Annotated in this window: 15 protein-coding genes; 5 read left to right on the top strand and 10 right to left on the bottom strand. The window is 72.7% G+C overall.

Annotated elements, in window-relative coordinates:
- Window positions 1–30: 30 nt before the first annotated feature.
- From ACY3FI_RS15835 to ACY3FI_RS15820, 4 genes are all read right to left on the bottom strand, one after another.
- On the bottom strand, window positions 31–618 hold the full coding sequence (locus ACY3FI_RS15835; RefSeq protein WP_462548564.1) for a YdeI/OmpD-associated family protein: 588 nt from the start codon (window positions 616–618) through the stop codon (window positions 31–33).
- Between the two features lie 72 nt (window positions 619–690).
- Window positions 691–2,298 carry an FAD-binding protein gene (locus tag ACY3FI_RS15830; protein WP_462548563.1) on the bottom strand — a complete coding sequence of 536 codons (1,608 nt, stop codon included), beginning with the start codon at window positions 2,296–2,298 and terminating at the stop codon, window positions 691–693.
- A 143-nt stretch (window positions 2,299–2,441) separates the two neighbouring features.
- Window positions 2,442–2,981, bottom strand: a complete 540-nt coding sequence (locus ACY3FI_RS15825; RefSeq protein WP_462548562.1) for an acyl-CoA thioesterase — start codon at window positions 2,979–2,981, stop codon at window positions 2,442–2,444.
- A 104-nt stretch (window positions 2,982–3,085) separates the two neighbouring features.
- Entirely contained in the window at window positions 3,086–3,322 is a 237-nt protein-coding gene (locus tag ACY3FI_RS15820) for a hypothetical protein (RefSeq protein WP_462548561.1), read from the bottom strand.
- Window positions 3,323–3,434: 112 nt separating this feature from the next.
- Here ACY3FI_RS15820 and ACY3FI_RS15815 point away from each other — a divergent pair, with 112 nt between their 5' ends.
- Window positions 3,435–4,421 carry an aldo/keto reductase gene (locus tag ACY3FI_RS15815; RefSeq protein WP_462548560.1) on the top strand — a complete coding sequence of 329 codons (987 nt, stop codon included), beginning with the start codon at window positions 3,435–3,437 and terminating at the stop codon, window positions 4,419–4,421.
- A gap of 322 nt (window positions 4,422–4,743) precedes the next feature.
- Here ACY3FI_RS15815 and ACY3FI_RS15810 read toward each other — a convergent pair whose 3' ends face one another.
- Window positions 4,744–5,283 carry a hypothetical protein gene (locus ACY3FI_RS15810; RefSeq protein WP_462548559.1) on the bottom strand — a complete coding sequence of 180 codons (540 nt, stop codon included), beginning with the start codon at window positions 5,281–5,283 and terminating at the stop codon, window positions 4,744–4,746.
- Between the two features lie 109 nt (window positions 5,284–5,392).
- Window positions 5,393–5,872 carry an FBP domain-containing protein gene (locus tag ACY3FI_RS15805; protein ID WP_462548558.1) on the bottom strand — a complete coding sequence of 160 codons (480 nt, stop codon included), beginning with the start codon at window positions 5,870–5,872 and terminating at the stop codon, window positions 5,393–5,395.
- A 229-nt stretch (window positions 5,873–6,101) separates the two neighbouring features.
- Between ACY3FI_RS15805 and ACY3FI_RS15800 the strand changes: the two genes are divergently transcribed.
- Together ACY3FI_RS15800 and ACY3FI_RS15795 are read left to right on the top strand one after the other, a co-directional pair.
- Window positions 6,102–6,293, top strand: coding sequence for a hypothetical protein (locus ACY3FI_RS15800; protein ID WP_462548557.1), 192 nt, complete (start codon window positions 6,102–6,104; stop codon window positions 6,291–6,293).
- Window positions 6,294–6,322: 29 nt separating this feature from the next.
- Window positions 6,323–6,520: a hypothetical protein gene (locus tag ACY3FI_RS15795; RefSeq protein WP_462548556.1), complete on the top strand. Its 198-nt coding sequence runs from the start codon at window positions 6,323–6,325 to the stop codon at window positions 6,518–6,520.
- A gap of 10 nt (window positions 6,521–6,530) precedes the next feature.
- On the opposite strand, the gene ACY3FI_RS15790 is transcribed toward ACY3FI_RS15795, so the two are convergent.
- From ACY3FI_RS15790 to ACY3FI_RS15775, 4 genes are all read right to left on the bottom strand, one after another.
- On the bottom strand, window positions 6,531–7,199 hold the full coding sequence (locus ACY3FI_RS15790) for an SAM-dependent methyltransferase (protein ID WP_462548555.1): 669 nt from the start codon (window positions 7,197–7,199) through the stop codon (window positions 6,531–6,533).
- A gap of 13 nt (window positions 7,200–7,212) precedes the next feature.
- Window positions 7,213–8,118 (bottom strand): helix-turn-helix transcriptional regulator, encoded by a 906-nt coding sequence (locus ACY3FI_RS15785; protein WP_462548554.1) that lies wholly within the window; start codon window positions 8,116–8,118, stop codon window positions 7,213–7,215.
- Between the two features lie 114 nt (window positions 8,119–8,232).
- Window positions 8,233–9,495 (bottom strand): hemolysin family protein, encoded by a 1,263-nt coding sequence (locus ACY3FI_RS15780; protein ID WP_462548553.1) that lies wholly within the window; start codon window positions 9,493–9,495, stop codon window positions 8,233–8,235.
- Window positions 9,496–9,578: 83 nt separating this feature from the next.
- Window positions 9,579–10,628, bottom strand: coding sequence for a M23 family metallopeptidase (locus ACY3FI_RS15775; protein ID WP_462548552.1), 1,050 nt, complete (start codon window positions 10,626–10,628; stop codon window positions 9,579–9,581).
- Window positions 10,629–10,787: 159 nt separating this feature from the next.
- Between ACY3FI_RS15775 and ACY3FI_RS15770 the strand changes: the two genes are divergently transcribed.
- Both ACY3FI_RS15770 and ACY3FI_RS15765 read left to right on the top strand, forming a co-directional pair.
- Window positions 10,788–11,282 carry a hypothetical protein gene (locus ACY3FI_RS15770; protein WP_462548551.1) on the top strand — a complete coding sequence of 165 codons (495 nt, stop codon included), beginning with the start codon at window positions 10,788–10,790 and terminating at the stop codon, window positions 11,280–11,282.
- Between the two features lie 137 nt (window positions 11,283–11,419).
- Window positions 11,420–13,630, top strand: coding sequence for an NADP-dependent isocitrate dehydrogenase (locus tag ACY3FI_RS15765; RefSeq protein ID WP_462548550.1), 2,211 nt, complete (start codon window positions 11,420–11,422; stop codon window positions 13,628–13,630).
- Window positions 13,631–13,770 lie beyond the last annotated feature (140 nt).

Below are 13,770 nucleotides of genomic sequence, written 5' to 3'. Positions count from 1 at the left end.
ACCCGTCCCCCGGCCGGGCCCGGGCGTCGGTCAGGAACGGGCGGGGCGCGGGTACGGCGTCTCGTCGCGCTCGAGCCCGGCGACGAGCCGCGCGATCCGGTCCGCTCGCGCCCGGTCGCTCGGCGCCGTGACCACCCGGTGCAGCACGGCGTACCGGTTCGTCGCGTCGAGGTCGGCGAAGAGCGCTGCGGCGGTCGGAGCGGCGTCGAGCGCTGCCCGCAGATCGTCCGGCACGGCGACGGTCGCGGCACCGGCGTAGGCGCGGTCCCACCGGCCGTCGCCCTGCGCCCGGTCGATCTCCGCCTGGCCGCGGGGTCGCATCCGCCCCGCGGCGACCAGCCCCGCGACGAGACCGACGTTCCGCTGCGACCAGAGGGACGCCTTCCGCCGCGGGGTGAACCGCTGGCGGAACGTCGCGGCGTCGCGTCCGCGCTTCTGCCCGTCGATCCAGCCGGAGCAGAGCGCCTCGTCGAGGGCCTGGTCGTAGGTCAGGCTCGTCGGCTCCGTCGTGCCCTTCTTCGCGAGGACGAGCCACACCCCGTCCGGGTCGTCCTCGTGCGCGTCGAGCCAGGCGCGCCACGCTGCGGCGTCGGGCAGGACGAGGTCGTCGGTGTCCATGCGGTCATCGTAGGGCGACCCTCGGACGGCCGGACCGACGTGGCGGGCGTGAGCCGCGCCTCCCGGGCGGGGTCAGACCCAGTGCGGCTGGGACAGGACGCCCGTCGGGTCCACCTGCTCCGCGATGCGGTGCAGCCGTGAGGTGTTCCGGTCGAAGTAGGCGACGGGATCGGTGATCGCGGCGTCGCAGTAGTTCGCGTACGCGCCGTCGCCCCACGCCGGGCGCATGGCCTCGCGGAAGCCCCGCACGTAGCTGTCGAAGGGTGCCGGGTCGGTCCCGTCGGCGTACACCGCCGTGTACTGCACGGTCATCAGGGCGTCACGCCAGGGGAAGGCCGAGTCGGTGCGTCCGACGTCGGCGACCGCGCCACCAAGGGCGTCGAGCGCGACCCCGCCCTCGCGGTTGCCCGGGACGTCCCCGGCGGCCGCTGCCCGTCGGACGAGCACGTCGATCTGCGCGTCGGACAGCTTCCGGACGCCGATCGACGACGTCGCCGACTGCGAGACCCGCTGCGGAGCACCGGCGAGGGCGGCCATGGCGGCACCGTACGAGAGCTGCTGCGCGGTGTGCCTCGTGGGCGTCGCACCCGTCGCCCGGACGAAGCCGTCCACGGACGCGTCCGCACCGGTCTTCGCGCCGGTCCAGACCCCGGTCACCGTGACCGTCGGGCCGGTGTGCCGCGAGCCGGCGAGCAGCTTGCACGTCGACCAGAGCTGCCGGTCGGCGGTCGGTGCCCAGTCCTGCCAGGCCCGGACGACCGCCGCGGCCGCCGACCACGGGAACACGATGCGGAAGAGCAGGACCTCCGGGGCCGGCTGCGTCCGGAAGGTCATCGAGGTGACGACCCCGACGGACCCGCCGCCGCCACCGCGGCAGGCCCAGAAGAGGTCGGGACCGGTGGTCGAGGAGACCTGGCGGACGGTGCCGTCGGGGGTGACGAGGGTGACGCCGGTGAGCTGGTCGCAGGTGAGGCCGAAGGAACGGACGAGGACCCCCACGCCGCCACCGAGCGTCAGGCCGCCGATGCCGACGGTGGGGCAGGAGCCGGCCCCGATCGCCCGACCGGCCCGAGCCAGGGCGGCGTAGACGTCGGCGAGGTGTGCTCCGGGGCCGATCGTCGCCGTGCCGTCGTCGTGCACGGTGATGCCGTCGAGGTCCTGCGTGCTGATCACCAGGGACCGCGGGACGTCGGTGCCGCTCGCGCCGCCCGCCGACCACCCGGTGTACGAGTGCCCGCCAGCGCGGAGTGCCACGGGAGTGCGGGTGTTCCGGGCGAAGGCGAGCCCGGCTTGCACGTCCGCGGCACTCGTGGCACGGAGGATCGCCTGCGGGTCCGCGTCGTCGTACCGCGGGTTCTCCACGAGCCGGGCGGTGTCCCACCCCGCCGATCCGGAGCGGAGCAACCGGCCGGAGACCGCGGCGGCGAGGGCGTCCCAGCTGTCCGGACCACCGGCGGTCGGGGTCGCCGTCGGCACGCTCGTGGCTCCGTCCGACGGAGCTCCGGACGGACCGCCGGACGGCGCCGTCGTCGGGGACCCGGACGGTGTGGGCGACGGTCGGGAGCACGCCGCGAGCACGCCCGCGATGCCGAGGCCCACGCCTCCCGCGAGCAGCACGCGTCGTGACGTGCGGGGCGACCGCTCGTTCCTCGGGGGCTGATCGTGGTCGGGTCCGTGCATCGTCCCTGTCTACCCCGGCACCAGGGCCCGGCCGTCCGCCGCGCGACCGATCCTGACGTGGCCGGTCGGACACCGGGCGGACGTCCGGGCACCGGGCGTGGCTCCGTCAGGCGGTCGGGCCGGGTCAGGCGGCCGGGGCCCGGTCAGGCGGCGCCGCTGCTGATCCGGGTGGCTCCCGCCCAGTCGTGCACCCAGGCCGGCAGTGAGAGGTCTCGGCCGGTGCCGCCGGCCGCCGCGAGCAGCTCGTCCGTGGACACCGTGCCGCCGGACCGCCGGAGGAAGCGTGCCTGGACGACCGCGCGGGCGACGACCGCGCCGCCACGCTCGAACGTCTGCTCCAGGTACACCGCGCGCTCGTCGACCCCGAGCACGCGCGTGACGAGCTCGAACCGCTGCCCGAGCGTCAGCGACCGCTTGTAGGTGATCGTCTGGGCGGAGACGACCGGGTACCAGCCGTGCCCCGCCAGTTCGCCCCAGAAGCCGGAGCGGAGCATCAGGTCGAGCCGTCCGAGGTCGAGCATCGACAGGTACTTGCCGTTGTTGACGTGCCGCAGCGGATCGAGGTCCGTCGGCACGACGCGGAACGGTGTCCGCACGGTGTCCCAGAGCGACGCACGCCGACCGACGCGGGGACGCAGCCGCACGCGCAACTGGAGCAGGAACAGCCGGAAGTACAGGTTCACGAGCCGATCACACCAGCCCGGACCCGCTCACGCGACGGTCTTGGAGGAACCGCACCACTCGTCCGTGCGCAGTGCAACACGGACCGGAGGCTCCCTCCAACCGGTCAGGAACCGCCGAGCGTCCCGCCCACGCCGCCGATGCCCGGGTGCGCGGCCCGCGCGGTGCCCTCGGCGATCGAGTGGGCGCTCTCGGCGTCGACCATCGCACGCTCGCCGACCCGCGGGTCCACCGGCTCGAGGCCCTCGAGGGACCGTCGGCGCCGGACGTTCTGCACCTCGAGCACGACGAGCATCGTGCCGATCACGACGGCAGCTGCGATGACGGTCCAGACGATGACCATGAGATCCCCCTCCCCTGCGGACGAACGTCCGCCGCGGACGACTGTCCGCGCGTTCAGCGTAGCCGCGTCAGTACCTCCCAGCGAGGGCGGCGACCGGAGTAGACCTGCAGGCATGCAGACACGCACGCTCGCAGACCTCGAGGTCGGCCCCGTCGGCCTCGGCACCATGGGGATGAGCGCCTTCTACACGGGCGCCGGCTCCGACGACGCCGAGTCGATCCGCACCATCCACCGCGCGATCGACCTCGGCGTCACCCTCTTCGACACCGCCGAGGCCTACGGCCCGTACACGAACGAGGAACTCCTCCGACGGGCACTCGGCGACCGCCGCGACCAGGTCGTCATCGCCACCAAGTTCGGGCTCTACCGCCACGAGGCCGGCGAGGAGACGCCGACCCAGCAGCGCGGCATCTCCAGTGCGCCGGAGTCCGTCCGCGAGGCGCTCGAGGGCTCCCTCCGCCGCCTCGGCACCGACCACATCGACCTCTACTACCAGCACCGCGTCGACCCGGCCGTCCCGATCGAGGACGTCGTCGGGCAGCTCGCCGGCTTCGTGCAGGAGGGCAAGATCCGGCACATCGGCCTGTCCGAGGCCAGCGCCGCGACCATCCGCAAGACCCACGCCGTGCACCCGATCACCGCCCTGCAGAGCGAGTACTCGCTGTGGACGCGCGACCCCGAGGGCGAGGTCCTCGACACCCTCCGTGAGCTCGGCATCGGCCTCGTGGCGTACTCGCCGCTCGGCCGCGGGTTCCTCACCGGCGCGATCACGAAGCCCTCGGACCTCGACTCCGACGACTTCCGCCTCGCCAACCCCCGCTTCCAGGAGGAGGCGTTCGCCGAGAACATGCGGATCGTCGACGCCGTCAAGGAGATCGCGACCGAGGCCGGCGGCACGCCCGCACAGGTCGCGCTGGCCTGGCTGCTCGCGCAGGGCGACGACGTCGTGCCGATCCCCGGCACGAAGCGCGTCTCGCGGCTCGAGGAGAACGTCGGCGCCGCCGACCTCACCCTCAGTGCGGACCAGCTCGAGCGGCTGTCGGCGCTGCCGGTCCCGACGGGCGACCGGTACCCCGACATGTCGACCATCGGTCGCTGACGCGACCAGGCCACGGTCTGGAGGCGCGGTGCCGGCTGGCACCGCGCCTCCCGTCCGTCATCGGCCCGCTGCCGCTGCCGCTGCCGCTGCCGCTGCCGCTGCCGCTGTCGATGTCGTCAGCGACAGCGTCGTCGAGAGCGATGCGCGCCGGCGATGAACGTCCCCCCAGAGACCGCCGACAGGCCGAGCACCAACCCGCCCACAGGCGGGCAGTCTGACCCGAGGAGCGGAACCGCGATCGCGGTTCCGCCGAACAGGAACGCCGCCGCGATGCTGATGGCAACCGCCGGGTGCGTCAGGGTCCGCCTCAGGACGCCACGCGTCACACGCACTTCGGGCCAGGCCTTCCGCTCAGGTGGACACGCATGACGCGCGATCCGCACTGCAGGTGGTGTGTCGTGATGGCAGTCGTCGCGAGCAGGATCGCCGCGTTGGCGATGACGCACACTGCCGGGCCGAGGAGGCACAGACTGGCGGCCAGACCGATCCCTGCTCCGCCGAGGATCACCCCCTGGTCGTACTGGTTGAAGTCGACGTAAGCGCCGTTCTTGTCGCTTCCCGCCCCCAGCCGCGTGCTCGGCCCCGGTTCTACGAGATCGAGCGACCCGGCTGGAACTGTGATCGTCGTCGTTCGCGTGCCGTCCGCCCTCAGCACTGTGCTCGTCAGAGCGCCGTGGTCTCGTGCATCGGCGATCGCTTGACGGACGGTGTCCTCAGTGACGACCGGCAACGGTGCACTGATCGCGTCGCTGAGGGGTTGTGGCTGCTCCGATGCATGCGCTGCGGTCGGCAGCCAGATCGTGCTCGCCGCGAGGACGGTGGCACTGAGAACCGTTGTGGTGAGCCGCCGTGAGCGTGACATGCGTCTTCCCCTTCGTCGTTGAAGGCCGTCGTTGACCTCTCCACTTACCGTGGCACCCTGCCGGCTCAAATGCAATGTTGGTATATAAAAGGTGTATTCAATTCGCGCGTCAGACCTCAGCGGCGAACGACGCGGCCCGGAGCTGCAGGTCCTCGATACGCTGCAGCCGCGCCGCTTCGACGTCGAAGCCCTCGTACGCCAACGGCGGCGTCCGCCGGACGTTCCGGGAGCACTGGAAGTCCTGGCAGACGAGCGTCCCGACGGTGTTCCCGTTCCGCCCGGCCTTGCCGGACCGCTTGGCGCTCCAGAACACCACGTCGTTCGGCAGCTTGACGTCCTGGCACCAGGAGCACTGTGCACGCGAGCGCGGCGACGCTTCGGCCTGCCGGAACAGGATGCCGACGAGGTCCCCGTCGATGGTCGGCACGACCGCGTAGGCGCGGCGGCCGATCTTCGGGTCGCGCCAGCCGAGGTAGTCGAGCTGGTCCCACTCGATCGTCTCGAGGTCGGGCAGGGTGAGGTCGCTCGTCTCCTTGCGGGAGGCGTTGACGAAGGACGTGCGGATGGTCTTCTCGCTGATGGGCAGCATGACGGGTCGCTTTCGCAGGGGCCCGGGGCACGCGGACGCGCGCCGCACCGGGCGGAGGGGTCAGGGGTCGTCGACGTCGGCCGTACCCGAGGGCACGACCGGGGGCGTCACGCCCTGATGCCGGCGCAACGGGCGCCGACCACCTCCTGGAAGCTCACGTCCCCAGCCTACGACCGGCTGTCAAGCGGGCCGTGATGTGTGACATGCTGAGCGGACGAAGGAGGTTCGCGTGTCCAAGGTCCTCGACAGCATCTGGTTCGCCGTCCTGTTCGCCGCCGCCCTGGTGGCACTCGGAGCGGTCCTGGCCGTGCACGCCCCCGACCCTGGCATGGGGGCGATCACGCTCGCGGTGAGCGGGTGCGGGGCCGTGATCCACCTGGCGACGACCGTCCGACGGCGCCGCGATCGGGGTCGCTCGTGATCCGCCAGCGGCCGCGGTCGACCGTCACCATGCCACGCGCGAGCGCCGCCATCTACCCGTTGGCCGGGGCAGTGTCCGGTGCCGCCCTCGCGCTCGCCGTCGTCTCGTGGACCTGCTTCGCGCCGGACGATCCGACCGGACGAGCGCTCGCCGGGTGGTCGCCGCCGATGGTGCTCCTGTCCCTCTGCGGTCTTGCCGTGGCCGAGTGGCTGAAGCGGCGCCGCTGAAGCCCGCGACTCAGGGCCGGGCGACGAGGAGCACGAGCGACCCCTCGTACGACGGCTGCACCCGGAGCCGACCGTGCCGGGCGTCCCACGCCCCCGACTCCAGCGCGGACCGGAGCGCTGCCACCGATCGCCTCGCGGTCATCTCGTCGACGGACGCCCACGCCGGGTCCGCCCTGCGGACGTCCGGGTCGAGCAGCCGTTCCGGACGCCCGTAGTGCGCCTCGGTGACCCCGTCGACGCAGGTGAACGGGATCGGCAGCAGGGTGGTCGTGACGGTGTCGTCCGGCAGCGCGGCGGTGATCCGGTCGAGCGAGGGGGACCGCCGAGCCTCGGCGGCGATGACCTCGGGGGCGTACTCGGCGAGCCAGAAGTCCGGCATCCGCGCGGGGTCGCGCGTCAGGACGACGATCGGGCCGGCGGTCACCCGGCGGATCTCGGGCAGCACGCGCTCGGGCAGCATGCGCTCGGGGGCGTCGCGCTCGTGCTCGGGGAACGCCCACAGGGCAGCGTCGTGCATGCCGTCGGGGAGCTTGCCCTCGGTGGCGTCCACCCGGATGACCTCGCGATCCGCGGGCGCGTACGAACCGGCGCCGACACCGATCTCGAGCACCGTCCGGGCGTCACCGAGTGCGGTCCGCACGGCGCGCACGAAGGCGGGTTCGACGCGGAGGGTGCTCACCGGCACAGCGGGGTCAGTCGACCGGCTCGGACTCGGCGTCGCGCACGGCCGCGAGTCGCTCGGCGCGCTCCGTCGCCGCCCACGACCCGAGCAGCGCGAGCGACCGCTCCGACTCGCTGCCCGGCTCCGCCGAGTACGAGAACATCGTCAGGCCCGGGTCGGCCACCAGGTCGAGCGCCTCGTACGTCAGGTGCAGCTCGCCCACGACGGGGTGGTCGATGCGCTTCTTGCCCGTGCGGTGCAGCCGGACGTCGTGCGCGGCCCACCAGGAGCGGAACTCCTCGCTGCGGGTGGACAGCTCACCGACGAGCGTCACGAGCCCGGGCTCGCAGGGGTTCGACACGGCGGCGGCGCGGAGGACCGCCACGGCGTCGCGCGCGGTCTGCGCCCAGTCGGGGAAGAACGTCTTGGCTGCGGGGTCGAGGAACGTGAAGCGCGCGGTGTTCACCGGACGTCCGGGCCCGGCGAACATCGGCGCGTACAGCGCCTGTCCGAGCTCGTTCGTCGCGACGACGTCACCGCGCTCGTTCCGGATCCACGCGGGGGCACCGGTGATCGCGTCGAGCAGTCGCTGGACGCCGGGCCGGACACGGGTCGGCACGTTCCGGTGCATGACCTTCACGCCGGAGTTCGCCAGCCGGGCGAGGTCCCAGAGGTGCACGCGTTCGTCCTCGTCGAGCTGGAGCGCGCCGGCGAGCCCCTCCAGCACGCTGTCCGAGACGCCCTTCAGCGAGCCGCGTTCGAGCCGCGTGTAGTAGTCGACGCTGACCCCGGCGAGCATGGCGACCTCGTGCCGCCGCAGACCGGGCACCCGTCGCACCCCGCCGCCGAACGACGGCATGCCGACCTGGTCGGGGGTGAGGCGGGCCCGTCGTGAGGACAGGAAGTCGCGGATCTCGTTGCGGACGTCGATACCCATGCCCCGAGCGTACGTGCCCCACCCGGTGCGGAAGGAGGCACTGGAGGTACCTGTGGACTGACTGGAGGCACGTGGCGGCCCCGCCACGCGCCTCCAGTCCGGCTCCTGGTGCGGCTACTGCACCGGCGCGACCGCGCCGATCCGCACCCGCGCCACCCGGTGCCCGTCCATCTCGGTCACCTCGAGCCGGTGCTCGCCCACCCGGACGACGTCGCCGACGACGGGTACGCGGTCGAGGTGCACCTGCACGAGCCCACCGACCGTCTCGTAGTCACCGTCGGGCAGCTCGGGACCACCGTCGGCCGCGAGGTCCTCGAGCACGGTCGCGCCGTCGACCCCGTCCGTCTCGGCTGCCGGCTCGTCGTACTCGTCGCGGATCCGGCCGACGAGGTCCTCGAGGAGGGCCTCGAGCGTCACCATGCCCGCGCTGCCGCCGTACTCGTCGACGACGAGCGCGATCTGGTGCCCCTCGGTCCGCATGTCGGCGATGGCACCCGAGAGCGACTTCGTCTCGGGCAGTGCGAGCACCGGTCGGACGCGCGACGCGACCGGGGCGGACGGATCGGTCGGGCGGAGGAGGTCACGGAGGTGCACGAAGCCGGACACGTCGTCACGGGAGCCGACGGTGACGAGGTACCGGGTGTGACCGACCTGGATGGCATGGTCGGTGGCCTCGGCGATCGAGGTGGCGGCGTCGATAGTCGACACGTCGTACCAGGGGCGCATCGACTCGCGGAGGATGCGGTCACCGGCGTCGAGCGCGCTCCGGGCGATCCGACGGCCCTGCGCGTCGATGGCGTCGTGGTCGTCGACCAGGCCGCGGAGCTCCTCGGTGCTCATCGACTCGCTGCGGGCGTCCGGGTCGCCGCCGAGCAGCCGGACCACGGCGTCGGTGGTCTTCGACAGCACCCAGATGACCGGGCGCATCAGGGTCGCGAACCGGTCGAGCGTGGGCGCGACCGCCATCGAGAAGCCCTCGGCCCGCTGCAGGGCGAGCCGCTTCGGCACGAGTTCACCGAACACGAGCGAGAGGTAGGCGATGACGAGGGTCATCAGCACGAGCGCGACGGCCTCGGCGGTCCCGCGGTCGAGCCCGAGGCCGGCGAGGAGCGGGGCCACGTCCGGGGCGATCGACGAGGCACCGTACGCGGCCGAGAAGAACCCCGCGACGGTCACGCCGATCTGCACGGCGGAGAGGAATCGGTTCGGGTTGCGCCCGAGTGCGGCGACCCGGGCGCCCCGGACACCGCGGCGTTCCAGCTGCTGCAGCTGGGACTCCCGGAGGGAGACGAGCGCGATCTCGGCTGCGGCGAACACGCCGCCGACGAGCACGAAGAGGATGACGAGCCCGAACGCGATCCAGGTGTCGGCGCCCATCAGCGGGTCGGCCGGTCAGATCGGCGATGGGCGGCGGGTCTGTGACAGTCGTCCATGCCTGTGATCCTGCACAGGGAAGCTGGTCAGGTGGTGAGCGAACGCCCGATGCGCGCTTCGAGCCAGGCCTCGGGGTCGATCGGGGTCACACCGTCCATCAGGACCTCGAGGTGCAGGTGCGCCCCGGTCGAGACGCCGGACGTGCCGACCTGGCCGACGAACTCCCCCGCCTGCACGGTGTCGCCGACCTTGAGCGGCGACGAGCCCGGGATCATGTGGCCGTACAGCGTCGACACCTTCCGGCCGTCGATCACGTGGTCGATGATGACCGCGTTGCCGTACGAGAAGTACGTGCCCGAGACCCGGACCGTGCCGGCGGCGACGGCACCGATCGGCGCGCCCATGCCGGGGTTGAAGTCGAGGCCCTGGTGCAGGGACGAGCACGCACCGCACGGGGCCGAGCGGTAGCCAAAGCCGGAGCTCATGCGGACCGGGCCGGGGAACGGCGAGCGGACGTCGCCGCCGAACGAGACGGCGTTCGCCGCGCTGACCCCCGCCTTCCCGCCGGTCGACGGGCCGACGACGATCGAGCCGCCGCCGATCGTGAAGCCGTCGCGGTCGAGGCCGGTCGCGGTGATCGCCTGGGTGACGGCGTAGTCCTGCGTGCGGACGGTCGGGGCGATCGTCGAGGTGGCGACCGAGGTGCCGGCGCTCGCGTGCGCGGGCATGGCGGAGGCGGCGAACATTGCGAGGGCGGCGATCGCGCTCGTCACCGTGATGCGGCTCGCGCGCTGGGAGCGGGTCGGACCGGTGCGGGCGACGCGCGGGGCCGTGGGGGCCACTGCGCGGGCGGTGCCGGGGCGACGGACGACGCGGGTGATCCGGGCGTCGACGTGCTCCGTGGTGGCCCGGGCGGCGGTGGCACGGCGGCCGACGGGGGCGGCCGCGGCCTGCGTGGTGGTGGCCTGCGTCGGGACGACGGCGGCGGGCGACGGCGTGGGCGCGTCGGGCTGCGCTGGACGCGAGCGGCGTGCCGGTCGGCGGGCCGCTGCACGCTCGGCCTCGAGGGCGGCGCGTCGGGACAGGTGCACCACCGGGGTCTCCGGGTGCTGGTCGAGTTCGCGTGTCGTCGTCATGGCCGCCCACCATTCTGCACGACTCTGTCGCTTTGTACAGGGGCAGTCGTGATCTCCTCGTTACCGAACGACCCGGGGAGGCGGCCGGACATCCGGCCCGCTCGCCCCGGGCACACGGCGATCGGTAGTGTCCGAGACACCGAGCGGAAGGACCCCGACATGGCCCGCAGACCGCGCGAGCGGCACGAACCCGTCGACCTGGCGCGCGCGCACGTCGTGCTCGCCGGCACCCAGGAGCTGCTGCCCGTGCTGCGGGCCGCGTCCGTCCGGGCCGGCGTCGACGCGGCACGGATGCGCGTCGTGGGCGTCGACGACCCGCCGGACCCGGGTGAGACCTGGGACGCCGAGCTCGCCGTCATCGCGATCCGCCGGCCGGGCGACGACCCCGCGTTCCACCGCGCACACGAGGCTGCCGAGCGCATCGACCCGCTGCTCGCCCCGCACGCCGTCCGGATCGTCGTGACGGTCTCCGGTGCGACCCGGCTCGTGCCGAAGGTCGAGCGGACGCTGACCTCCGAGGTGCTGCACCAGATCGGGGAGGCCTCGGCCCGGTCCGGCTCGGAGCGCCCGTTCCGTCCGCTCCGCATGCGCCTCGGGCTCACCGCGCTGCGGGCCGCCGGGGTGCGGGTGTTCCGGATCGCGATCAGCGAGTAGCCGCGCGCTCCGCGATGCGCCGGGCGCGGACGGCCGCGGTCGGCGTCGCGTCGGGCGATGTATCTTGATGTCGAGACATCCTGCGCCCCGAGTAGCGTGGACGTACCGACGGCATGAACAAGGGAGTACCCGCCAGCATGGCCAAGATCATCTACACCCTCACCGACGAGGCACCGTTCCTCGCCACGCACTCCTTCCTCCCGGTCGTCCAGGCCTTCGCGCGCACCGCGGGGGTCGACGTCGAGACCCGCGACATCTCGCTCTCCGGCCGGATCATCGCCCAGTTCCCGGAGCGGCTCACCGCCGAGCAGCGCCTGGACGACGCCCTGACCGAGCTCGGCGAGCTCGCGAAGACGCCCGAGGCGAACATCATCAAGCTGCCGAACATCTCGGCGTCCATCCCGCAGCTCAAGGCCGCGATCAAGGAGCTCCAGGCGCAGGGCTACGACCTGCCCGCCTACCCCGACGAGCCCACCACGGACGAGGAGCGCGACGTCCGCGCCCGCTACGACCGCACCAAGGGCAGCGCCGTCAACCCGGTGCTCCGCGAGGGCAACTCGGACCGCCGCGCGCCGCTCTCGGTGAAGAACTACGCGAAGAAGCACCCGCACCGCATGGGCGCGTGGAGTGCCGACTCGAAGACGAACGTCGTGACGATGGGCGAGGACGACTTCCGGTCGAACGAGCAGTCGTGGATCGCCCCCGCCGACGACACCCTGACCATCGAGTTCGTGGCGGCCGACGGCGCGACGACCGTCCTCAAGCAGTCGATCCCCGTCCTCGCGGGCGAGGTCGTCGACGGCACCGTGCTGCACGTCCGCGCGCTCGAGGCGTTCCTGCGTGACCAGATCTGGGCCGCGCAGGACCAGGGCGTCCTGTTCTCGGTCCACCTCAAGGCGACGATGATGAAGGTCTCCGACCCGATCATCTTCGGCCACGTCATCCGCGCGTTCTTCCCGACCGTGTTCGAGCGCTTCGGTGCCGACCTCGCCGCCGCCGGCCTCAACCCGAACGACGGCCTCGGCTCGATCCTGGCCGGGCTCGACAGCGTGCCGAACGGCGCGGAGATCAAGCAGGCGTTCGCCGACGGGATCGACGCCGGGCCCGAGCTGGCGATGGTCGACTCGGACAAGGGCATCACGAACCTGCACGTGCCGAGCGACGTCATCGTCGACGCCTCGATGCCTGCGATGATCCGCACGTCCGGCCACATGTGGGGCCCGGACGGCGAGGAGCACGACACCCTCGCGGTCATCCCGGACTCGAGCTACGCCGGCATCTACCAGGCCGTCATCGAGGACTGCCGCGCGAACGGCGCCTTCGACCCGTCGACCATGGGCTCGGTGCCCAACGTCGGGCTCATGGCGCAGAAGGCCGAGGAGTACGGCTCGCACGACAAGACCTTCGAGCTCCCGGGTGCCGGGCGCGTCCGCGTCGTCACGAGCGGCGGCGAGACCGTCATCGAGCACGAGGTCGAGGAGGGCGACATCTGGCGTGCCTGCCAGACGAAGGACGTCGCGATCCGTGACTGGGTGAAGCTCGCCGTGACGCGGGCCCGTGCCACCGGCTCCCCCGCCGTGTTCTGGCTCGACGAGACCCGCGCGCACGACGCGAACCTGATCGGTCTGGTGCGCACGTACCTCGGCGAGCAGGACACCGACGGCCTGCAGATCGAGGTCCTCTCGCCCGAGGACGCCATGCGCTTCTCGCTCGAGCGCATCCGCCGCGGCGAGGACACGATCTCGGTCACGGGCAACGTCCTCCGCGACTACCTCACCGACCTGTTCCCGATCATGGAGCTCGGCACCTCGGCGAAGATGCTCTCCGTCGTCCCGCTCCTCGGCGGCGGCGGCCTGTTCGAGACCGGTGCCGGCGGCTCGGCCCCGAAGCACGTGCAGCAGCTCGTCGAACAGAACTACCTGCGCTGGGACTCCCTGGGCGAGTTCCTGGCGCTCGCGGTGTCGTTCGAGCACCTCGCCGGCGTGACCGGCAACGCGCGGGCGAAGGTCCTCGCGGACACGCTCGACCGTGCCACGGGCACGTTCCTCGACGAGGACAAGTCCCCGGGTCGCAAGCTCGGCTCGATCGACAACCGCGGCAGCCACTTCTACCTGGCGAAGTACTGGGCCGACGAGCTCGCCCGGCAGACCGACGACGCCGAGCTCGCTTCGGCGTTCCGCGGTCTGGCGCAGCAGCTCGACGAGCACGAGTCGACGATCGTGGCGGAGCTGAACGGCGTGCAGGGCCACCCCGCGGACATCGGCGGGTACTACCGGCCGGACGACGCCAAGACGAGCGCCGTGATGCGTCCGTCGGCCACGCTGAACGAGGCGCTGGCCGCGCTCTAGACGCGCACCGGAACGGACGGGAGGCGCGGTGCCAGCTGGCACCGCGCCTCCCGTCTGTCCGTGGTCGCCCCCACCCCGCATCCCGCCCACGCCGCGGACGTGAGCGGCATGCCGTGCCCGCTCGGGGAGGGGGTGGCCGG

This window comes from Curtobacterium sp. RM9, from assembly GCF_054956955.1.
The sequence above is the reverse complement of the archived record's forward strand: the minus strand, read 5'-3'. Positions and strand labels throughout refer to the sequence as shown.